The following is a 22,384-nucleotide window of genomic DNA, read 5'->3' on the forward strand; positions in this document are numbered from 1 at the left end:
AAAACATACTCATCTTGAAAAAGGCAGGCCAGCAGTGGCGGCATTTCAGACCCTTTCCAGCAGACGGTCGGCTTGCGCCCGCGCCTCGGGGGTTACTTCTGCGCCGCTTAGCATCCGTGCGATCTCTTCCTTGCGTCCGGCTTCGTCCAACAGGGCGACACCGGTCTTTGTCACTGTGCCATTTGAGCTTTTTGCGATCATGTAGTGCGTACGCCCCCGCGCCGCGACTTGCGGGCTGTGCGTCACGGCAAGCAGCTGCCCATCGGCTGAAAGGCGCGCCAGTCGCTCGCCGATCGCACTCGCAACCGCGCCGCCTACGCCGCGGTCGATCTCGTCGAAAATTACCGTGGCCGCGCCGCCCTGCTCCGCCAGCGCGACCTTCAACGCCAGTATGAAGCGCGACAATTCGCCGCCGCTGGCAATCTTGTTGAGCGGCGCGAAATCAGCTCCCGGATTGGTAGCAATCAGGAATTGGACGGAATCCATTCCCGCAGCCCCCCATCTCTCCTCTGGCAACTCGGTAACCGCCGTCTTGAAACGCGCCGCATCGAGCTTGAGCGGAGCGAGTTCGCGCGCCACGGCCTCGTCGAGCCGCAGTGCTGCAGCAACCCGTGTAGCATGCAGCGCCTCGGCCTCGGCGCGATAACGCTGGCCCGCGTCCTTTGCTGCAGCCTCCAGCGCATCCAGCTGCGCTTCGCCGCCTTCGATGTTTTCCAACCGGCTGCGCATCTCCCGCATCTTGGCGGGTAGCTCATCCACCTCGCAGCGATGTTTTCGTGCGATTGCACGCAATTCGAACAAGCGGGTTTCCGCCGCATCAAGGGCAGCGGGATCGTGAACCAGTGCTTCCGCGGCGGCGGAGAGCTTGTCTTCTGCTTCACCCGCTTCGATCACCGCACGGTCCAGCGCACCGAGCGCCTCTGTAAGCAGCGGGTGTTCGGGAGCTATGCGGTCGAGCCGCCGCGCGGCTACACGCAAAGCCGCGAGGGGTGAATCCGACCCCTCCCAGATGTGCCGCAATTCGTCGAGATCGCCCGACAGCTTCTCGCCTTTCTGCATGTCTGCGCGCGTTTCGGCCAGCCGCGCTTCTTCGCCAGCCTGCGGTTCGAGCGCCGTCAGTTCGGCGAGATGAGCCAGCAGGAGGTCCTGATCGGCCTTCGCGGTATCGACCGCCTCGCGCGCCTCGGCCAGTGCGTCTTCCGTGGTGCGCCACTTCGACCATGCCGCTGCCACACGCCCGGCATCACCACCCGCGAAACGGTCAAGCAGAGCCCTGTGACCGCGCGGGTTCACGAGGCCGCGATCGTCGTGCTGCCCGTGCAGTTCGACGAGATACCCGGCCATTTCCCTCAGCATTCCGACACTGGCCGACTGATCGTTGACGAAGGCTTTGCTCTTCCCATCCGCCTTGATCTGGCGACGCACGATCAGCGGCTCACCTTCCTCAAGTTCGATGTCGGCATCGTCCAGCAATTGCACCAGACCGCCCGGCAGGCTGTTGAATTCGAAACTGGCCGAAACGCTGGCCTTGTCCTCTCCGCCCCGAACCAACCCGCTATCCGCGCGATTTCCCAGCACCAGACCAAGCGCGTCAAGCAGGATCGATTTCCCTGCCCCGGTTTCGCCCGTCAGCACGCCCAGCCCCCGACCGAAGGCGAGATCGAGCGCTTCGATCAGGACGATGTTGCGTATGGATAGCCGGGTCAGCATGCAGGCACCTCCTAGCGGCTGCCGCGGGCCGAGTCAGCAGGGCACGCACGCCAATCGACACCCTTTCGATGCCTGACCGATGCAAATGGCGCATGAGCCTTTTGCCCTGTTTGCCACTGGTGAGCGATCCTGCCGGTTGGAACGGCTTGTACGGCCAGCCGATCGCTCGCTTTATCGAGCGAAGAATGATGGCCGCAACCGCGTGCGGTCCCACAAGATCGAAGCGAACCCGAGTTAGGAACCGAAGAGCCCCAAACCGCAAGCCCGGCTCGGCTGAATGGCTCAGCTTGGCGTAACGCCTGCTGCGTGATCCTGCACCAGATCATACGCCTTGTCGTACCATTCCGTGCCGGGGTAATTGGCACCCAGCACCGCCGCATACTTCACCGCTTCGTCCGGAATACCAAGCGCGAGGCTGGTTTCCGTAAGCCGGTACAGCGCTTCGGGCGCGTGGCTCGTGGTCTGGTAATTGTCGACCACGTTCTGGAAGCGGATCTGTGCGGCAATCCAGCGGCCAGCCCGTTCGTAATGGCGGCCGATTTCCATTTCCTTGCCCGCCAGATGGTCGCGCACGAGGTCGATCTTGAGACGTGCATCGGACGCATAATCGGAATTGGGGAACCGACGATCGATTTCCTGCAGCGCCGTCAGCGCCTGTTCGGTCACTTTCTGATCGCGCTGCACATCGCTGATCTGTTCGTAATAGCTCAGCGCGATCAGATAGAAGGCATACGGCGCATCCTTGTTACCCGGATGGATCTGGAGGAAACGCTGCGCCGACTGGATCGCCTTGTTGTAATCCTTGGCGACATAATAGCTGAACGAGCTCATCAGCTGTGCCCGGCGGGCCCATGGCGAATAGGGATGCTGGCGTTCCACCTCGTCGAACAGGGCCGCCGCAAGAGTCGCCTGGCCACTGTCGAGCCGCCGCTTTGCCTCGCCATACAGCGATTCCACGTCGCGAGCGACATAGGAAGTATCGGCTGGGCCGCTGCTGCGGCCGGCGCAGGCCGCGGTCATCAGAGACGCGCCTGCAAGCGCGGTGCCGAGAATGAGCTTCGTCGTGGAACGGGTCTGGTTCGTCATGGGTAGCAGCCTATAGCCACCGCCCCCATGAACGCCAAGTGAAGTTAGCAGCCCTGTCCCCCGGCAGCAGCCACTATCGTCATCCAACGGCAGGCTGGTCCCAATCCCGGCGCGCGATTTCTTCCGGCGCGTCCCACAGCAGGTGGCGATGCTCCAGCATCACCAGATTGGCACTCCGGATGACTTCGCCCTTGGTGCGATAGCCCAGAAGCTGTTCGGCCTGAGTGTCGGGATTGTTGGTCAGCACGCGCAATTCTTCCGACGTGAAATCGCTCAATCCGCGTGCACGCTCGATACCCTTGCTGTCGTAGATATGCAGCACATCGCCGCGCGTGAAATCGCCGGTCATCGAGATGACATCCTGCCGGCGAATCGGCCGATCCCCACTCAACGCCGCGGCGATCGCATCCGAAATCACGATGCTACCCGCCATTTGCAACCGGTTGGCGATCCAGCTGTCCCAGCCGGACAACGGGTTGGGATGCGGCAGGATCTTGGTCGACCGGCGCGATCCATTGAGCACTTCGGAAACCGGATGGTCCACCTCGCCCTGCGCGATCCAGGTGGTGACGCCTGCCTCCTGCGCCATATTGGCGGCTAGCAGTTTCGTTTCCATGCCGCCGGTGCCAAGCGTGCTCTTGCCCTTGGTCGCGTCCATATACATGCCCACGTCCTCGACCTCGGGCACGAACTGCGCTTCGGGATCGTCGGGATTTCGGTCATACAGACCATCGACACCGGTCAGGATGACGAAATCGTCAGCCCCGACCATCTGCGCGACCTTCGCTGCCAGCCGGTCGTTGTCGCCCACGCGAATTTCTTCCGTGGTGATCGAATCGTTCTCGTTCACGATCGGAACGACATCGGATTCAAGCAGGCGATGCACGGTGTTGCGCGTGTTGAGGAAGCGGCGGTGGTCCTCGAAATCGCCCAGCGTCAACAGGACCTGTGCGATATCGAAACCGAATTCGTGCCCCACCTGCTTATAGGCGTTGAGCAGCAAGGGCATTCCACAGGCGGCAGCCGCCTGTTTGTCGGAAACACCGGCGCTTTCGGGCGTTTCACCGATAATACGCAGACCCAACGCCACCGAACCGGAGGAGCAGAGAATGACGTTGCTACCCTGCGCCCGCAATTGTGCGATATCTTCCAGCAGGCGCTGGAGGAAACCATAACGCGGCGTGAGGAGTTCCTGGTTGGCAAGAAGGGCCGAACCGATTTTGACGACAATGGTAGGTTTTTTAGTCATGTTCCCAAATATTGCGCAGCCTTGAAATTTTCTGAAAAGAATATAGATCGTAATGGTGCGGCGCACAACCGGATTTTTGAAAATATCCATACGTCGTTGATAAATAGGTATTCTCCAGTTTAGCCGCCTAACGGTCAAATAATTCGACAAGAACACAAAGTATAAGACACATTTAAATAGAGCCGTGACGCTCGGAAACGGAATTTAGACATTACAAAAACAGTTTGCATTGTCGGCTGCGGGAAAATGGGTTCCGCTTTACTGTCCCAATGGGTCAACGGCCCCGAAGCCATCACGGTGGTGGACCCCGCCGGCAGCGACGTTCCCGACGGTGTCGCGCTTGTCACCGATCGTTCGGAAATCGCGGATGACCAGTTCGATTGCATCATTGCCGCTGTAAAGCCGCAGTTGATTGACGACATTCTGGCAGATTACGTGAGCAACCTGGCCGCCGGCGGTTACGTGTTATCGATTGCTGCAGGCTATTCAGCCGCACGCCTGTCAAAGCTCATGGGCGATGCACCCGTCATTCGCACGATGCCCAACCTGCCCGCTGCAATCGGTCGCGGGGTCAGTGGAATTTGCCCCGGCCCGCACGCAAGCGATGACCACCTTGACCATGCGCAGGATTTCATGAGCCGAGCCGGGTCGACCGTGACGGTCGATAGCGAAGACAAGCTGGACCGGGTGACCGCTGTTGCAGGCTCGGGCCCGGGCTATGTGTTCGAAATTGCCCGCGCCTATGCGGAAGCCGCCATGAAACAGGGCTTTACCGAAGACGAAGCGCGCGAAATGGTTCTCGGCACCATTGGCGGCGCGATCGCAATGGCCAGCGAACCCGGCGCCCCAAGCCTGGAAGAACTGCGCAATTCCGTCACCAGCAAGGCCGGAACGACTGCCGCCGGCCTTGATGCGCTCAATGGCGATGGTGGCCTTTCCACCCGCCTCCATGATACGTTGCAGGCAGCTTACGACCGGGCGGTAGAGTTGCGCTGACCCTCAGCGCCTCCCGTTCCGAATACAAGACAAGAGAGAAACTATGACCGACCAAGCACTTGATCCGCAAATCCACATTCACGAACTTGGCCAGCGCGCTCGCAAGGCCGCTCGCGGCCTCCTGTCGGCCACTACAGACGCAAAGAACAATGCTCTGCGCGAAGCGGCAAAGGCCCTTCGAAACCGCAAGAGCGAACTGCTCGAAGCCAATGCGGAAGACGTGAAGAGTGTCGAAGGCAAAAAGCCCGACAGTTTCATCGACCGGCTGCGTCTGACCGACGACCGGATCGACGGCATGGCCGGTGCGCTGGAAGAAATCGCCGAACTGCCCGACCCCGTCGGTCGCGAGCTTGCGACGTTCGAACGACCCAACGGCTTGTCCATCGAACGTGTCGCCGTGCCGATCGGTGTGATCGGCATGATTTACGAAAGCCGCCCCAATGTTGGGGCCGATGCCAGCGCGCTCTGCCTCAAGTCTGGCAATGCAGTCATCCTGCGCGGCGGCAGCGAAAGCCGCAACTCCACACGCGTGATCGTCGAATGCATGCGCGCCGGGCTCAAGGCAGCCGGTCTGCCCGAAGACGCCGTCCAAACCGTTGGCACGACCGACCGCAATGCCGTCGCCGCGCTTCTGAAAGCCGACGAATTCGTCGACTTGGTAATTCCGCGCGGCGGGCGTGGACTCGTCGAACTGGTCAGAGATCAGGCCAGCGTTCCTACCCTCCTCCACCTCGACGGAAACTGCCACAGTTATGTGCATTCGGCAGCCGACGTCGACAAGGCGGTCAAGGTCATCCGCAATGCGAAGCTTCGCCGCACAGGCGTATGCGGCGCGACGGAAAGCGTCGTGGTCGACCGGTCCGTGGCGGAAGCGTTCATTCCCAAATTCGCCGATGCGATGGCTGGCGATTGCGAATTACGCGGCGATGCCGACGCCGTCGCAATCGATGAACGCCTCAAGCCGGCGACCGAGGAAGACTGGAGCACCGAATATCTCGACCCCATCGCATCGGTGAAGATCGTCGACGGACTGGACGAAGGCATTGCCTGGGTGGAAGAACACTCCAGCCATCACACCGATGCCATCATCACCGAAGATGCTGACGCAGCACGTCAGTTTATGACATCGATCGATAGCGCCATCGTGATGCACAACGCGTCCACCCAATTTGCCGATGGCGGCGAATTCGGCATGGGCGCGGAAATCGGCATCGCGACCGGCAAGATGCATGCCCGCGGTCCCGTTGGCCTCGAGCAGCTGTGCAGCTTCAAGTACCTCGTTCACGGCGACGGCCAGACCCGTCCCTGATGCCCGGGACGTTCGGGGTGCGGTGAAGGCCGCCCGATCACCGTATCGGGCTGGCCGCCACCACGGCCGGATCGATGACGTCCGGCGGTATTTCTACATGGACGGTTTCCGGCCGATAGACTTCTATCGGCGCCGGTCTGACTGGCGGGCTACCTGCGAACCATTGGGCGCCGTTCTCGTTCGGCACATCCACAGATTGTCCGATTTGCTGCTGCGCGCTGCGAATTTGGGCCAGCCGGTGCGCGTCCTGGCCTTTCGTATCAATCATACGATCCACGGGCCCGCCCTCGGCCATCGTCAATGCGACAGTCAGCAGGATACCGCCAGCCAGCATCAAGGCAAATTTCTTGTCCATTGCAAATTGCCTTTGCGAATAACCGATTGATTTAGGTCAGCAGGAATTGGTCGCGAGCCGCTGCGTATTGGTTATGTCCTGATTGGTCCGCTCACGCACGTTGAACGCGCTTTCGTATCGCAAATCCAACCCGCTGCTGACGATGCTTGGCAGGATCTTGGGCGTGTAATGATAGGATACCTCGGCAAACATTACCGCTGTGCCCTCGGCAGCCCTGATCCGCGTTGTGGCAGGGCCCATTCCTGCAGCGAGGGAAGAATCATTTCGTCCCTTGTTCTGCAAACCGTAACGTGGAGCGACCGCGAGCGACCCGAAGCATCGTTGCCAATTTATCATCTGGCCGGCGTTGCCGCCGGTTTTGCCATTGGGTTGCAAGGAAGATAGGACTACCCGGCCGTTTCTGGCGAAATCCAAGCCCGTACCTGCCTGCGTAGCCCCGGCAAATACTTCGTAAATATCTGCCTCGTCGATTCCCGATCGTGCACGTCCGGCGTTGTCCGCCACCGTGATCGCAATCTGATTGATCCGCATGTGCGCCATCACCAAATTGATTATTTCCAGCCCACCGAAGAGCAGGGTAATGAAAATCGGGAGGGAGAAGGCGAATTCGGTAAGGGCCAAACCGCTTTCCGACAAACGCAGCCGGCGCAGAAAGCGCCGTGGCAAGATTGCTTCACGCATCATCACACACACACCGTTGGTGGTTTCTTCTGAACAGCGTAGGGCTGGTTCCGGATCGCACTGGTCGCGTTGATGGAATAGTTCGGCGATACGTCCAGAAATCGATGGATCGGAAACAGGCGGGGCATGGACAGGTTCACTTCATAGAACACGACATCGTCCGCGCCGCCGATATTATTGCGCCCCGCGCTCGCATCGAAAGCACCATTCTCGTTGAGGTCGATGAAGCAATCGCCCGGATCGTACTGCCCGTTGGAATTATAATCGGTCACGAGTTTCTCGCTTCGCCCGATGCTGGAAAAATCATAGAAGCTGCGCATGTTGATCTGATAGGTGGCATTGCGCGCCACCACGTCGGAGCGGGTCCTGATCGCGCAACCGATCTTCGCCTCGACGCTATCGCCGCTGCAGGCAAAACCCGGCGCCTCGAGCGAGCCCGTTCGCGATACATCGTTGAGCGCACCCTGCACCACTGAGCGAAGATAGGCCTGATAGCCGAGATCCAGACCTCCCAGGAGGAAGAGCATCAGCGGGGTCAGGACGAAGGCAAACTCGATGATCGCCGCACCCTGCTCCTCCTTGCGGAGGCGTTTGAACAGACCGATCATTGCGTTAGCCTCAGTGCGCCGATCTGGTTGCCGATCTCTCGGAACTTGGCGATCAGAGCCGTGCGGTTGGCGGCCGTGTCCGCCTGCCCCGGGCTGCTCGCGCAGCCGGTGAGATTGGAATTGAGCGCCGTGTCGAACCCGATGACCCAAACCGAGGTGTTCATATTCTTTGCCGCGTTGCACGCCATGCGAAAGCGCTGCTCGTGACGAGCGCGTAACTGGGCAGTGACGGAATTGCCCTGATCGTCGGACGTGCAGTTGGTTGCGCCTTTCACCCGCATATCGTTGCGCTCGACGCCATAAGAGCCGTACACATTGCAGTAGGCAGTTTGGTCGCCGTCTGTCATGAAAATGACGTGGCGGTTGCACGGCATGCCGTTGTAGACATCGCAGCTATCGCCGAAGATCCCACCAGTGGAGATAAGGCGGGCGCCCCAGATCATGCCGATGTCGTGATAGGTGCCGCCTACGGTTTCCAGCCCCTTGACGTAGGTATCCAGAGCCGAACGGGACCACACCGCAAGACGGCGCGCTTCCGAAGGGCAGGCCCAGTAACCACTACTGTAGGAATTGTTCATGATCGAGCCCGAAGTGGTTCCGATCGATGTCGATGTGCCTGACGTTGTGCCGGCATTGCGGGTGTAGATAAGGTTGGGCACCATCGGTCGCCAGCGCGTCGCATCGCTGTTGGGTATCAGATCGATATTGAGATCGTTTGCGCCCGAGGGGATCGTCATGCTGGTGCCGCCATCGATGCTGGTCACCGTGTCGCGTTCCTCGATGCATCCGTTCCAGGTCATGTCGGCAACGCTTCCACCGGTCACCGCGGCGGCAAGGTCCTTGAGATTGAACGGGCCGGGCGTGCTCGTTCTGCCGGTACCATCGGTTGCGAAGGTCAGCTTGCCGTTTGTCTTGAGATAGTCAGTGACGTCATACTCTGTCTGTTGGTAGGTCCAGCTGCTGAACTGCCTCTTGCTGGTGTCATAGGTTGTCGTTTCGAGAACCCGCCACCGACGACAACTTTGATTGCTGCCCGAGCGGTCGGATGCTCCGGTGTAGCCCCAGTTCTCGGACTGGACGTAGGCATCGCTCGATGACGTTCCCTGATATTTGACTGCAGTCGTCGCGGTCGGAGGAGGGCCACCACCCGGAACATCATCGGCATTCACATAATTCTGACACTGATCGTTGCTGGTGGAACCGCTGTAGTATTCCCATTGCCCGCCACTCAGTGTCGGCGGCTTCGGCGCGTAGTCATCGAACCTTGCCACGCGTGACGGCACCGTCGTGTTCTTGCGCATGTAGTTGGGGTTCTGCGCATAGACCAACCGCCCAACATTCACCGTGCTCGAATAAGGCACGACACCGTACCGCAGCCGTAGCCCCTGGGCGGTCAACTGCGTCTGGATCGGGGCGAGCTCGTCGTAGAGCGCCATCACCGCATCCTGCAGCGCCTCGATCTTGCGCGTGCCATCGACCGGATCGTTCATCGACCCCGTCACGTCCAGCACCAGCACGATATCCGTGTTCACGAAGTTGAGCGAGGCATCGCAGCTTACCGCCACCGGCAGCGTTTCGAAGCCGAACAGGCGCATGATCGCGGTCGGGATCGCGGTCGAGGCGTTCACCCGGATCACGCCTGCTTCCGGCTTGGTGATCACCGGGGTGAAGGCCTGCGCCCCGTACTGGCCCTGCGGAAAGTTGAACGTAAAGAACTCCTGCCCCGTATTGCGCACCGTATCGTTGAGGGAATCGTTCTTCATCACCCGCCGCGCGGCCAGCGAGGCGGCGTCGCAGGCGCTCTGCATCTTGCTCTTCGCCATATAGGCGCGGCTGAGGTCTACCCCGCTACCGATCATGATGGTCAGCGGGACCAGGCCCGCTCCGACTATCGCCAGCACGTTGCCTTTGTGGTCGTGCAGCAGCCGGGCCAGTAAACGACACAGGAATGCCATCGCATCACACTTTCGCAAAGCGGGGTATGTCGACGCATGATGCATCGCCCCGCCCGACCCCTATCCTGTTCCGGTTAAGAAAAGCCTATGTCGCTCGGTTAAGCGAACCTTACCGCGCCCCGGCCCGCCTGCGCCCGCCAGCGCGTGTAGGAGCGGCCCGCGCGCCGATCCTATTTCCCTTTCCTACAGCTGTCCGCCTGGCCCATGCCCGCACGCCATCTGCCAGGAGAGCCCGCATGACCCGCCGCAAGGACCCCACCGAAACCCGCATCCCCGTCGCCGCCGAAGACCTCCCCGCCTTCGACAGCGTTCCCGTCAAATACCGCCACGATGGCTGGACCCCGGCGCGCCAGAAAGCCTTCATCGGCGCGCTTGCGGATACCGGCAGCGTCAGCCGCGCCGCGCGCTACGTCAACATGAGCCCCGAAGGCGCCTATTACCTGCGCCGCCGCCCGGGCTCCGAAAGCTTCCGCCGCGCGTGGGAGGCCGCGCTCGATCTCGGTGTGCAGCGGCTCAAGGACATTGCCTATGAACGCGCGATCGACGGCCAGCTCAGCCCCGTCTTCGTCGCCGGCAAGCTGAAAGGCTTCCGCCGCATCCGCAACGATCGCCTGTTGATGTTCTGCCTCCGGATGAACGCGCGCGACGAACGCGGCAAACGCCTCGCCGCCAGTTACTTCGATAGCGACGCCGCAAGGCTGCACGGGGGGACGGGCACGTCCTCAGGTAGCGTAGCGATAGGACAGACAAAAACCTCCTCAAGCAGCACCGCCCCGCTTCCGAACCCGAAACCCGTCCGCCTCGGCGTAAGCTACACCCTCCCCGCCCTTTCCCGCGCGGAGAAGGACGACATGAACGCCGCCATGGTCGAACATTTCGATCCGGTGGACATGAGCCTGGCAGAGATCGAAGCCATGCAGACCCAGCTCGCCGAGATCGCCCGCCGCAAGCGCGACGAGGAAGACGGCCCGCCCGATCACGCCATCGACACCCCCTTTACCCAGCTGACCAGCAGCGACTGGAAGGCGGCGGGAGAGCTGGAAGACCTGATCGAGGTCGAGGACGAACTGGAACAGTGGAACGAGGACGAGGACCACTGGCGGGATTTGGGTACAAGCGAACCAAAGTAGCTTCCGGATACGTAGGGATACGACAACGAAATGAGAATTAGTCGACCGAACATGCCGAAGCTCCGCGCTAGCTGTCACTCGGGAAATCACGGACAGGCTGATCCGAATATTCCTTGCGTGTCCAAGTCAGCCTATTCTTGGAAATATGCGAGGCTTATCGTGGGAAGAAAGCCACCTGCAGCACGCATGAGCTCAAATGCTTCAAAAGCTTCAATTGGCTGAATTATGTCGTTTTGGACAGCAATCTTGAGGAGTTTTAACGAACCGAAAACTCTATTTTCACCCAGTAATTCGGCGCCCATGATCCGACCGCGTCGATCGTCGCAACAAATTGAAGAATGATCGTTGAGGTTCGCGAGAAGGATGCATTCAGACTCTCCATCGCCCAATTTCGTCTCATCGACAAATTTCAAGAACTCATCAATTTGGAGATCATTATCTTCAAGATATTCGAGGTCACCGTCTGTATGAAGGTTAGCAATAGCTAAGGCGCAATCCTCTGAACATTCTCCACCCACTATGGGCCCCACCTGAATATGTAAGCCTTCAATACGGCAGATATCCCTCAATACACCACCGTTATGGAGGTTGATTATTGAACAGGCGTCCATAATGACATTCACGACACTCGCGCCTGTTGCGCATATATCTCCCCGATCGAATAACCGAAACTATTAGATACCCAACCTATAGAAATTTCGCCCTCATTTAGAGCGTGAACAATCGCATCCGAAAGCAGCGGCGGAATGCGTGGGACTGAAACGCTTTGTCTAGGGCTAATATTCAATGAATCGGCCCGTTTTTCAGGTGAGCTAAATTCTTCTCGAAGATAGTGACCAAGCGAAAAGGTCAATCCCTCAGGTATTAGGCCGAGGTTCTCTAGCCTAAGACCTGCCACATCAAAACTAACACCAAAGAACCGGGCAAGATAAAGGATTTCTCGATCCGTGATCTTACCCCCCTCCATGAGCCCCTGATCAGTAAGAAAAGATAAAAACTTTCCGATCCCAGTATCAGGCAATAACAAGCAAGAAGAAAATGTATCTACGAAAGCCTCTGATTTACGCGATTTGCCGAAAGAACCAATGTCTCTAGACTTTTCAAACCTCGCAAAATCGCCCTCGACATGATCAGTGACAATGTGCCCAAATTCATGACCAAGGCTAAATAGCATTCGGCCAGAAAAACGTGGCGAAACAAAAATAAAGCAGTAATTCCCAGCAATAAGGGAAACACCTTCATAACGAGTATGTTCGATCGGCGAGACCACTAATCCATCGAGTTGATTGAGCTTCAGGCCCAAATCAGGCAGTGGACCGTCAACATTGTCAGGATCGAGCAAGATTCTAGCGGCTTTCGACAAACGATCGGCTGCTGAATAAGTGCGTTGATCTTCGCGAAAGACGTCTAGCCAAGACGGCAGCGATGATCGCGCAGGCAGGAGTTCTAAACTGGCCTTTACGAACAGCGCTATTCGCTCCACGGTTATATCGTATTCGCCAGATGACGCTCGCGCACTTCGGAACAAGGGAGCAAGTTTAAGGCTTTGCTCGCCCACGGAAGACTGAGTAAAAATTTGAACCGGCAATCTTAGCCCGGCGCATATTTGTCGCAGTTCCGCGACCGTCGCTTCCGAGCCTCCAAGTATTTCGCTTGCGCGCTGTCGACCTAAAGAAGTCTTAGATGCCAGAGAATTTTGAGAAATTCGCAATTCTCGCAAACGCTCGGCTAGAACTTGGCTCATTTTGCAGCGTCTTGCTTTATACCCCGGAGCCAGTTGACCATGTGTTTAACTTGACTCTCGTTAAGCTTCCTTTGTCGCCCGAGAATATCAATTGGCCGGTTCCCTTGCTTACCAACGATATCAGCTAGCTTGCTCAAAGTCTGCTGCCTGGCCAACTCGACCTCCTTTGGCGATTGGATGGCTAACGGATCGGCACCAACAATGAAGTTCTTCAGGCGTCGCTCGAAGCCTTTGTCCGCATGATGGTCGAGCGGGTGTTTCCGACCGTCAGCATCAACGATGATATTCCCAACCACAATTCCGTCATCTCTCATGCGCAGACGGTTTTGTGGAAAACGACCATATGCCGCCAAATGGTCGATCTTCTCCGCAACTTTCATGCCACCGAAAACATACTGCGCCAGATCTTTCGTCTTGCCCGATACGACAAACAGATAGTCACCGATGTCCACAAACTCTCGTAGATTGCTCATGCAAGCACCTAACGACGGAACCTCGCCAAACATCGGATCGCTTATGTTATCAAGACCAGCCGGGTCGGCTCCAGTTCCGGTTATGTAAATGTAACCCTTCATTTTATTCCCTGTTTTTGTCGAGTTTTTCAATCGTATTTAGAAAGGGGTTGCTGACAACCTTTTTCATCCTCGTTGGCGAGAACAATTCAGTCCCACAAGATTTACATTGATGGCTGGAATGTGGAATAAAAGCATTCATGCCTTCGTCAAAATAGGCTTCGCCACAAACGCAGACCATGTTTACAATGCGGTTGCGTAAGTGGGCCAACGCGCTTTGTGCCATAAAATACCGCAGCTGTGACTCATCAATCTCAACCCCGTCTAAAGTGACGACGTCAAAAGTATCATCTTCTATGCGCGTTACTTTGTCTGCAGCATAACCATGAAAATGGATTCCCTCTTCCTCCGGTTTGGGCGCAGTCCAGAAAAGTGCCGGATTAGAAGCCCACATTTGGATACCACCGGGGTAATCTTTTACATGGGCATCTAATTTTCGCCGCGCACGCACAATCGAGCGACTTGCATCACTGTCCTCAAAGGTTTGCCTCAGCCCCCTTAGCGGGTTCGAAATAGTCTTTCTATTTGCGATGAATATCTCACCGCAAGCATGACAAAGATGCCTCTTATGTGGTTTCACGGCATACCACTCAGAGTCGAGATGAGGCTCACCACAATAAGTGCAGAACAGCGACACTAAATCGTGGCCAATTGCTCGCGAAATGTATGCGGAAACAGCTGTTTCACTGCTTACATATATCTTGCGCTTCTCGTATAAGTTGACGGGAACTTCGAGCTCTACCGCGTCAACGGTTTCGTCGATCCCCTTGTGCGAATCACCCAGAGCGTGCCGAGCATGAACGTGAATACCTTCCTCTTCCGACAGACCAGTAGAATTATAGGCCGCTTTCACCGCGCCCCAAAGCGCCACTCCCCCGGCGTAATCTTTTGGATTTAGCTCTAAGACATTTTTGGAATCCAAAGAGCGATAAGCAGCCTCACACCGTTCGAGCCTTATTCCGTACTTCCCGGTCCCTGACGCTTGATGTGCATGGCACCAAAAGCGCGGCTTCCCGTCCCGGCGTTTGCCGGCAGGGCGGATATCACAATCGGACTGCTTCTCCAGCATGTGTCATGCTCCATCGCTCCGATTATATAAGGACAGCTGGAACAAAGCAAGAATCAGAATTAGAAAAGCCTTTGATTGAAATAATCTAGACTTCTTGAGGGCGACGCGTCGCAATAAAGCCTTCGAGGCGTATCTCATGTCGCGGTACTTTTGCAGCCTGCCCTGACTGCTCTTTCTCCTTGCGAGCCGTTTTTTCAGCCTGACTTTGCCGATGCCTCTTTCGCGAAAAATTAAGCCTTCATTGAAACGGTGCTCCCCATAGAAAAGGGGAGCAATACACCATGCGCAAGGTGGCTATTTTTACCACCATTTCACTTGCCGCGATGTTGGCGGGATGCGCCCGATGGGAGCCTGAAACCAACCCGGTCGAATTAACGCAGGCTTGCCCCGGCAAACGCGCGCCGGTCGTTGGCGAGGGGCCGGAATTTTCCGTTCGGGCGACCTACAATTTCGTAATTGAAGGAGTGAGCGACGCAGACCTGAAGGCGTTTCTCGCAAACCTGAAATTGAACGGCTTCTCGCTTGTACCGATGATGTTCAACCTCAACGGCAAGGACACATTGTTCGCCAATGGCCCCGCTGTCTTGGGAAATCAGTCCGGTGTCGATGCCGAATTCAATCTGGCATGCCGGGCCGCGATCGGCGATGTCTATCTCACGCATGTGCGGTTCAATTCCGCCGACGCGGATGGCCCGACAAGGGTCCGCTAGGGGCAAATAGCGGCCCGCTCCCGCAGGCCGCCCTCACCTTACCGCTTCTTGCGCGCCTTGCGGGCGGCATATTTTGCGTCGCGCTTTGCTTTCAGTTCCGCCTCGGTCGGCTCCGGAATGGCGGCGGCTTCGGCGGCTGCCTCGGCGGCGGCGATCTTTTCGGCCTTGGCCTTGGCGATCGCTTCGCGGCGCGCGGCGCTCTTTTCGGCGGCGGCGGCTTCACGCGCCAGGCGGGCCTCGCGGCGCTTGGCTTCGACCTCAGGGTCGACCGGCGGCTTGGCGGCCATTTTCTTCAGCGCCTTTTCGCGGGCCTTGTCGGCCATGGCTGCGCGTTCCTGGAAAGTGGGTTGCTTGAATGAAGGCATTAGGGTTCGTGTCGTTTCTGGTTGGCCGGCAGGTTGCCGGCTGGAAAAATCGGGCTGCGCGGGGTGCGGCGATTACGCCTCGCCCGTCCGCAGCGCGGCAATGAAAGCCTTCCGCGGAAGGCTCGCACTACGCCCCGCCTTGTGCGGGGACAGCTCGCCTTACCGCACGCGGGCGTGTTTGAGAATGGGGGTCATTTCTCAGCCATCCGCAGCGTGGCGATGAACGCGTCCTGCGGAATGCTCGCATAACCCCCGGCCTTCGCCGGGCAGGCCGCCCTTCGGGCGCTCCCGCATCCTCGAAAATGAGAGGCTCACTCTTCTCCCATACGTAGCGCTGCGATGAAGGCTTCCTGAGGGATCGAGACGTTTCCGTATTCCCTCATTCTGGCTTTCCCCTTCTTCTGCTTCTCCAGCAGCTTCTTCTTGCGCGTGATGTCGCCGCCGTAACATTTGGCGGTCACGTCCTTGCGCAGCGCGGCGATGGTTTCGCGGGCGATGACCTTCCCGCCGATGGCGGCCTGGATCGGGATCTTGAACAGGTGACGCGGGATCAGGTCCTTCAGCCGCTCGCACATGCCGCGGCCGCGTTCTTCCGCAACGCTGCGGTGGACGATCAGCGACAGCGCATCGACCGGTTCGTTGTTGACGAGGATGTTCATCTTGACGAGGTCGCCCTCGCGGCTGCCGATCTGTTCATAGTCGAAGCTGGCATAGCCGCGGCTGATCGATTTCAGCCGGTCGTAGAAATCGAACACCACTTCGTTCAGCGGCAATTCGTAGCTCACCTGCGCGCGGCCGCCGACATAGGTCAGGTTCGTCTGGATGCCGCGGCGGTCCTGGCAAAGCTTCAGGATCGCGCCGAGATATTCGTCGGGCGCGTAGATCACCGCCTTGATCCACGGTTCTTCCACCGTCTCGATCCGGTTGACGTCCGGCCAGTCGGCGGGATTGTGGATCTCGATGGTCTTAGCGTCCTCGTTCTTCGAATGGCCGAGGTGGACCCGGTACACGACCGATGGGGCCGTGGTGATGAGGTCGAGGTCGTATTCGCGGCTGAGGCGTTCCTGGATGATTTCCAGGTGCAGCAGGCCGAGGAAGCCCGCGCGGAAGCCGAAGCCCAGCGCGGCGCTGCTTTCCATTTCGTAGCTGAAGCTTGCATCGTTCAGCCGCAGCTTGCCGATGCTTTCGCGCAGCTTCTCGAAATCGGCGGCGTCGACCGGGAACAGGCCGCAGAAGACCACGGGCTGGACTTCCTTGTAGCCTTTCAGCGCCTCGGGTGCCCCGTTCTTCACCGTGGTGATGGTGTCGCCGACGCGGGCCTGCTCCACCTCCTTGATCTGCGCGGTGATGAAGCCGATTTCGCCCGGGCCGAGCTCCGGCAGGTCGGTGCGCTTGGGGGTGAAACAGCCGACGCGGTCGATCAGGTGCTGGGTGCCGCCCTGCATGAACCTGACCTGCTGGCCCTTCTTGATGACCCCGTCCATCACGCGCACCAGGATGACGACGCCGAGGTAGGGGTCGTACCAGCTGTCGACCAGCATGGCTTTCAGCGGTGCGTCGCGGTCGCCCGTGGGCGGCGGGATGCGCTTGACCAGCGCTTCCAGCGTTTCCTCGATGCCGATGCCCGACTTGGCGCTGGTGAGGACGGCGCCGCCTTCCTCCCACGGGCCGGTGGCCTCGATGCCGACGATTTCCTCGATCTCCTCGGCCACGCGCTGCGGTTCGGCGGCGGGCAGGTCGATCTTGTTGATGACGGGGACGATTTCGTGGTCGTGCTCGATGGACTGGTAGACATTGGCCAGCGTCTGCGCTTCCACCCCTTGCGCCGCGTCCACCACCAGCAGCGCGCCCTCGCACGCGGCCAGGCTGCGGCTGACCTCATAGGCGAAGTCGACGTGGCCGGGCGTGTCCATGAGGTTAAGCTCATAGGTCTCGCCATCGCGCGCGGTATAGTTGAGGCGCACGGTCTGCGCCTTGATCGTGATGCCCCGCTCCTTCTCGATGTCCATGTTATCAAGGACTTGCTCGGACATCTCCCGGTCGGTCAGCCCCCCGGTAAACTGGATCAACCGATCAGCCAACGTCGACTTGCCATGGTCGATGTGGGCTATGATGGAGAAATTGCGGATCTTGGAAAGGTCGGTCATTGCGCCGCCCCATTAGCCGCGCCGCGCCGCCCTGTCAGCAGACAAAGCTACACCTGTACCGCTTCCTTGCGACCGGTCTGTCTCGGAGCGCTGGCCGAAAGGTTGAATTGCGCGAAGCCGGCCCCTCCCCCGCTATCCGGAGCCATGGCATATTTGCCCGGCGAAAGCGCGGCCAGCGGCACACCAGCCGTCGCGAGTTCGTAAGGGCTCACGCGGTGCCGCGTACACAACCCGCCTGCCCCGTCATCGACCAGTTCCTGTTCGAATTCGAGGCCCTGCGTATCGTCCATCGTCCGGCGAACGGTACACACAGCCAGCTGGCCCTGCCCGAAGTCGAGCACGAACATGGTCCCGACCGGCACGTCCTCGAGCCCCTGGATCATCGCGCCGGAGCGCGAAAGATTGCGCAGGGTGACGTCGTAATAATGATCCTCGTGGATCACGCCGATCTTGCGGAAGACCGTCCGGCGGGAAGCGCGCTGGGTACCGCTATCCGTGGGCGCAAGGGTCCATTCCCCTTTTGCCAGCTCCTGACATACCTGATCGTTCGAAAGCGCGTCGGAATAGACAAAGCCGCTGACCTGATCGATGCCGAGCCGCTTCAATTCGTTCATGAGATCGAGCGCGTGAACGCCGGAGGCCGTCGTCTCCATTCCCATGGCGTCGGACAGCGCGATTACTGCCCGGACGAGATCCATATCGCCGAGATCGTTGCCCATGATCGGTTCGAAGAATTGCGCACCGATACGTAACGCGCTCAGCGGCGCCCGCCGCAGATAAGCGAGCGAGGAGAGCCCCGAACCGAACTGGTCGACGGTGAGCCGCACTCCGAGCTTGAACAGACTCCCGAGCGCCTTATCCAGTTTCGACGCATCTCCGAGGAGCACCTTCTCCGGAAAGCGCAATTCGAGCCGCGTGGGATCGAGATCCGTGTCCGCCAGCACCTGCTCGATACACTGGACAAAACCGTTGGCCTCGAACTGGACGGGGCTGATATGGAGTGACACCCGCAGACTATCCGGCCAGGAAAGCGCGTCTTCGCACGCACGTCGAATGGCCCATTCCCCGATCGGGACAATCAGGCGGCTGCCTTCGGCGACCGGCAGAAAGGTCTCCGCTGGCACGCGGCCGCGCTCCTCGTCCACCCAGCAGTACTGGGCTTCGAGAGAGAGCACGCGATTGTCTTCAAGCGAAACGACCGGCTGATATTCGAGGGTGAAGTGGCCGCTTTCGATGGCATCGGCCAGATCGTCTTCCATCCGTTTGCGCAGGTTCGCCTCATGCTCGAGATCGGCTGCGTAAAAACGGAACTGGCCGCGCCCCCCGTTCTTTGAAGCATAAAGAGCCAGGTCGGCAGCACGGGACAGTTCATCGCGTTCGATACCGTCATAAGGTGCGACCGCGATACCTACCGAACACCCGATGATCGCTCGACCTTCCTCGACCGAATAGGGCTGCGAAAGGATCTGGATGATCTTCTTGGCAACTTCGCCAAGCTCTCCGCGGTCGTCCATATCGGGAACGAGTATCTGGAATTCGTCGCCACCAAGGCGGCCGATTTCCCCCCGTCCGCCGATGACGCTAGTGAGACGCTCTGCCACCTGCTGCAGCAACTGGTCGCCAGCAGCATGGCCGAGCGTGTCGTTGACCTGTTTGAACTTGTCGAGGTCTAGCATCATCAGGGCTGCACTGCGCTGAGCGCTCTTGAAGGCATGCAGCGTGGAATCAATCCGCTGTTCCATCCGGTGGCGGTTTGCCAGACCGGTCAGGGAATCGAATTTGGCCAGACGGTTGGCTTCTTCTTCGCTTCGGAAATCAAGTGTAACGTCGACTGCGCTGCCGCGAAATCCGATAAAGTTCGTATCATCGTCGTGCAGGGGCCTGCCCGAGAGCCGGAGGACGATGTCGTTCTGTGCATCACCTGCCTGAACGGTCAGATTGGCAAAACTCTTGCGGGTATTGAGCCTCAGCCCCAGAGATCGACCGTCGCCATCGCCGTCGACGGGCACCAGCAATTGCTGAAGAGGTTCGCCGGAAGCGCGTGCAAAATCTATACCCAGACCTTCGAGAATTGCCGGGCTAAGGTAAACGATCCGGCCATGGGCGTCGGTCGCCCAGAAGCCCAATGCACCGCTGCGCTCGATTTCTTCGACCACGTCCAGCTTTTCGGAACGGGCGAAGGTAGCCGATAAGGAGCGTGATACATCTTCGGCCGGGGCCTCAGCCTCAGCTTTTCTTCCTCTCAAGAAATCGGAAAAGGGCATGGCCCCCATCGTCGTGCCGCCTCATGCAACAATTTGCCTCGGTATGACCGGCCTAGATAGTAATGGTTATTTTTAACCTAACGAAACATCCGAGGCGATCAGATTCCGCTTCCGGGCTTCGGATTGCCAACTTCAACCTCGACGAACTTTTTTCGACCTGAGCCAAGCTGCTCCGCAACCATCATCGAGTAGGCATCCTGGGTGAGAGCGGCCAGGGGGCGCCCGGCGGCCTCGATCTGATAGGGCGACACACGATGACGGGTGCAAAGGCCATCGGCGCCGTCGCTGATAAGCTGCGTTTCGAACTCGACGCCCTGCATCGACCCCTTCGAACGACGGACAGTCGCTACAGCCAGCTGACCACCGCCGAGATCCAGAACGATATCGGTTCCTTGCGGGACATCCAGCAGACCTTCGATCATCGCGCCGGTCTTCGACAGGTTGCGCATCACGACCCTGTAACGGCTATCTTCGTGGATCAGACCAATCCGGCGGAAAACGCGCTTGCGGTCCGCGCGATATTTGGCGGGGCCACGCGGTTCGTACTTGAGCTTGCCCTGTTCGAGGCGCTCGAGGAGTTCCTCGTGCGAGATCGCACGCGAAAAAATATGCCCCTGGATCAGCGTCGCGCCGCGTTCAGTGACTAGCGCCAGTTCGTCTTCCGCTTCGACGCCTTCTGCGACCGTGTCCATCTTCAGCGCTGCTGCAAGGCCCGTGATGGCACTGAGAATAGCGGCGTTGTTGTTACCATCTTCCGTTGCACCCCGGACGAAGCTCTGGTCGATCTTGATCTTGTCGAAAGGGGCCGTGCGCAGATAGCTCAGCGAGCTGTAGCCGGTTCCGAAATCGTCCAGAGCCAGGCGAACGCCCAGATCCTTCAGTTCTGCGAACATGCGTTGCGATCGGTCAGCATCGCCGAGAAAAACGCTTTCGGTGATTTCAAGTTCGAGCCTGTCGGGTGAAAGCCCGCTATAGTGCAGTGCATTTTTCACCACATGCGCAAAGTCGTCATGCGAAAACTGGATCGCGGAGACATTGACTGCGACACGTAAATCGACCGGCCACTCCTTGGCCTGCCGACACACTTCCCTGAGCGCCCAGTCGCCCATCTCCTTGATGATCCCGATTTCCTCGGCCACCGGGATGAAGACGCCGGGCGATATGCTGCCCCGTTCGGGATGATCCCACCGCATGAGAGCCTCGCAGGCCTGCACGGTGTGTGTCTTTGCGCAGATCAGTGGCTGATAGTGCATCGACAGTTCGCTATTAGTAATTGCGTCGCGAAGGTCTTCCTCGACCTGCCGACGATGCTTGGCGCCATCCTGCAGATCGCTCGAATAGAAACGATACTGGCCTCGCCCGCCTCCCTTGGCGGCGTAGAGCGCGAGATCGGTGGCCTTGACCAGTTCCTCAGTGTCGAGCCCATCATACGGTGCAATCGCAATGCCGACAGATGTACCGATGATCGCGCGCGCGCCATTGATCGAATAAGGCTGCGAGATCATCTGGATGAGCCTTTGGCCCAATTCACCCAGTGCACCCCGGTCATCGATGTCGGGAAGCATGATCTGGAATTCGTCACCGCCCAGTCGACCGATTTCGCCCTTGTCGCCGACAATACGACCAAGTCTCGCTGCTACCTGCTTCAGCAATTCGTCGCCGGCTGGATGGCCAAGCGTATCGTTGACCTGTTTGAATCGATCGAGATCGAGCATCAAAAGTGCGCAGGAGCGTTTGGAATTCCGGTAGGCCGCCAGCGTTGCCGACAGCCGCTTGGTCATGCGGTGACGATTGGACAGCCCTGTCAGCGAATCATACTGCGCGAGCCGTTCGGCATCGCGTTGGCTTTCACGGCTGCGTGTGATGTCTTTCGCACTCCCGCGGTACCCGGTGAAGCGCTGCGCTTCATCGAACTGCGGCTTGCCGGCGATTTCCCACCACACTTCCTGGCCAGCCACCGCGAGCCTGACGTTCAACTGGCTGATCGAATTTCGTGCACTGAGCAGGAAAGCGAGCGGCCGCTCGGTCCGGTTTGGATCGTCATCCTGCTCGGTCATGAAGAGATCACCGAGGGGTTTTCCGATGGCCTCGCCGTCGTTCCAGCCAAGCTTGAGAGCGGCATTCTGGGAAAGATAGATCAGGCGGCCCTGAGCGTCCGTCGCCCAGAACCAGCCGAGCCCGGCGGCTTCGAAACTGTCGAGAAGTTCAACCCGGCGCGCCGCATCGGATGCGGCAATGGGGCAAAGCGGCGCATCCTCCAGCGCCTCGTCCTCCATTGTTTTGGCCCGCGTCGCCCGCGAGAAGAACCCACCCATCTAAAGCTTACCTCTAACTGAAAAACCCGGAAAGCGGCCCGAAAGCTCCGGGTAACTACTGCATTTACCGGCAATTTCTTTCCAAAGGCATAATCCCGCTGCCAAGCAGTCGGACGGCT

Annotated in this window: 19 protein-coding genes; 4 read left to right on the forward strand and 15 right to left on the reverse strand. The window is 58.9% G+C overall.

From position 1 onward, the window contains the following. Positions 1-45: 45 nt before the first annotated feature. From recN to proB, 3 genes are all read right to left on the reverse strand, one after another. A complete protein-coding gene (recN, locus tag AC13F2_RS14315; protein WP_482965604.1) occupies positions 46-1,710 on the reverse strand; it encodes a DNA repair protein RecN in 1,665 nt (554 codons plus the stop codon). Positions 1,711-1,992: 282 nt separating this feature from the next. Next, on the reverse strand, positions 1,993-2,796 hold the full coding sequence (locus tag AC13F2_RS14320; protein WP_103023675.1) for an outer membrane protein assembly factor BamD: 804 nt from the start codon (positions 2,794-2,796) through the stop codon (positions 1,993-1,995). 79 nt (positions 2,797-2,875) lie between these two features. Continuing rightward, positions 2,876-4,045 (reverse strand): glutamate 5-kinase, encoded by a 1,170-nt coding sequence (proB, locus tag AC13F2_RS14325; protein ID WP_103023824.1) that lies wholly within the window; start codon positions 4,043-4,045, stop codon positions 2,876-2,878. A gap of 228 nt (positions 4,046-4,273) precedes the next feature. On the opposite strand from proB, the gene AC13F2_RS14330 reads away from it, so the two are divergent. After that, positions 4,274-5,041, forward strand: a complete 768-nt coding sequence (locus AC13F2_RS14330) for a pyrroline-5-carboxylate reductase family protein (protein ID WP_482965739.1) — start codon at positions 4,274-4,276, stop codon at positions 5,039-5,041. A 43-nt stretch (positions 5,042-5,084) separates the two neighbouring features. Next, positions 5,085-6,350, forward strand: coding sequence for a glutamate-5-semialdehyde dehydrogenase (locus AC13F2_RS14335; protein WP_482965605.1), 1,266 nt, complete (start codon positions 5,085-5,087; stop codon positions 6,348-6,350). A gap of 37 nt (positions 6,351-6,387) precedes the next feature. On the opposite strand, the gene AC13F2_RS14340 is transcribed toward AC13F2_RS14335, so the two are convergent. Genes AC13F2_RS14340 through AC13F2_RS14355 form a run of 4 tightly spaced genes read right to left on the reverse strand, consistent with a single transcriptional unit; the run spans position 6,388 to position 9,949 of the window. Next, positions 6,388-6,705 (reverse strand): hypothetical protein, encoded by a 318-nt coding sequence (locus AC13F2_RS14340; RefSeq protein ID WP_482965606.1) that lies wholly within the window; start codon positions 6,703-6,705, stop codon positions 6,388-6,390. Positions 6,706-6,741: 36 nt separating this feature from the next. After that, a complete protein-coding gene (locus tag AC13F2_RS14345) occupies positions 6,742-7,386 on the reverse strand; it encodes a TadE/TadG family type IV pilus assembly protein (protein ID WP_482965607.1) in 645 nt (214 codons plus the stop codon). Between the two features lie 2 nt (positions 7,387-7,388). Continuing rightward, positions 7,389-7,994 (reverse strand): TadE/TadG family type IV pilus assembly protein, encoded by a 606-nt coding sequence (locus AC13F2_RS14350; RefSeq protein WP_196845989.1) that lies wholly within the window; start codon positions 7,992-7,994, stop codon positions 7,389-7,391. Further along, the gene (locus AC13F2_RS14355) at positions 7,991-9,949 is read right to left on the reverse strand and encodes a Tad domain-containing protein (RefSeq protein WP_482965608.1); all 1,959 of its coding nucleotides are present in this window, start codon (positions 9,947-9,949) and stop codon (positions 7,991-7,993) included. Before AC13F2_RS14355 ends, AC13F2_RS14350 begins: the two co-directional genes overlap by 4 nt. A gap of 236 nt (positions 9,950-10,185) precedes the next feature. Here AC13F2_RS14355 and AC13F2_RS14360 point away from each other — a divergent pair, with 236 nt between their 5' ends. Next, positions 10,186-11,079 carry a hypothetical protein gene (locus AC13F2_RS14360; RefSeq protein WP_482965609.1) on the forward strand — a complete coding sequence of 298 codons (894 nt, stop codon included), beginning with the start codon at positions 10,186-10,188 and terminating at the stop codon, positions 11,077-11,079. Between the two features lie 131 nt (positions 11,080-11,210). Here AC13F2_RS14360 and AC13F2_RS14365 read toward each other — a convergent pair whose 3' ends face one another. From AC13F2_RS14365 to AC13F2_RS14380, 4 genes are read right to left on the reverse strand one after another with little or no spacing between them, the layout of a single operon-like run. Further along, positions 11,211-11,702 carry a PIN domain-containing protein gene (locus AC13F2_RS14365; protein WP_482965610.1) on the reverse strand — a complete coding sequence of 164 codons (492 nt, stop codon included), beginning with the start codon at positions 11,700-11,702 and terminating at the stop codon, positions 11,211-11,213. Continuing rightward, positions 11,699-12,823, reverse strand: a complete 1,125-nt coding sequence (locus tag AC13F2_RS14370; protein WP_482965611.1) for an ImmA/IrrE family metallo-endopeptidase — start codon at positions 12,821-12,823, stop codon at positions 11,699-11,701. The genes AC13F2_RS14365 and AC13F2_RS14370 overlap by 4 nt, the downstream gene beginning before the upstream one ends. Beyond that, entirely contained in the window at positions 12,820-13,398 is a 579-nt protein-coding gene (locus AC13F2_RS14375) for a hypothetical protein (RefSeq protein ID WP_482965612.1), read from the reverse strand. Before AC13F2_RS14375 ends, AC13F2_RS14370 begins: the two co-directional genes overlap by 4 nt. Before the next feature lies 1 nt (position 13,399). Beyond that, positions 13,400-14,464: a hypothetical protein gene (locus AC13F2_RS14380; RefSeq protein WP_482965613.1), complete on the reverse strand. Its 1,065-nt coding sequence runs from the start codon at positions 14,462-14,464 to the stop codon at positions 13,400-13,402. Positions 14,465-14,745: 281 nt separating this feature from the next. Between AC13F2_RS14380 and AC13F2_RS14385 the strand changes: the two genes are divergently transcribed. Next, positions 14,746-15,174, forward strand: coding sequence for a hypothetical protein (locus tag AC13F2_RS14385; protein ID WP_482965614.1), 429 nt, complete (start codon positions 14,746-14,748; stop codon positions 15,172-15,174). Between the two features lie 38 nt (positions 15,175-15,212). Here AC13F2_RS14385 and AC13F2_RS14390 read toward each other — a convergent pair whose 3' ends face one another. The 4 genes from AC13F2_RS14390 to AC13F2_RS14405 form a co-directional block, all read right to left on the reverse strand. Continuing rightward, positions 15,213-15,539 (reverse strand): DUF6481 family protein, encoded by a 327-nt coding sequence (locus tag AC13F2_RS14390; protein ID WP_103023665.1) that lies wholly within the window; start codon positions 15,537-15,539, stop codon positions 15,213-15,215. 311 nt (positions 15,540-15,850) lie between these two features. Beyond that, positions 15,851-17,686, reverse strand: coding sequence for a translation elongation factor 4 (gene lepA, locus AC13F2_RS14395; protein WP_103023664.1), 1,836 nt, complete (start codon positions 17,684-17,686; stop codon positions 15,851-15,853). 47 nt (positions 17,687-17,733) lie between these two features. Further along, positions 17,734-19,842, reverse strand: a complete 2,109-nt coding sequence (locus AC13F2_RS14400; RefSeq protein ID WP_482965615.1) for a putative bifunctional diguanylate cyclase/phosphodiesterase — start codon at positions 19,840-19,842, stop codon at positions 17,734-17,736. Between the two features lie 206 nt (positions 19,843-20,048). Next, positions 20,049-22,265, reverse strand: coding sequence for a putative bifunctional diguanylate cyclase/phosphodiesterase (locus tag AC13F2_RS14405; RefSeq protein WP_482965616.1), 2,217 nt, complete (start codon positions 22,263-22,265; stop codon positions 20,049-20,051). Positions 22,266-22,384: the final 119 nt, after the last annotated feature.

Source organism: Qipengyuania sp. L-5Y, assembly GCF_056859455.1.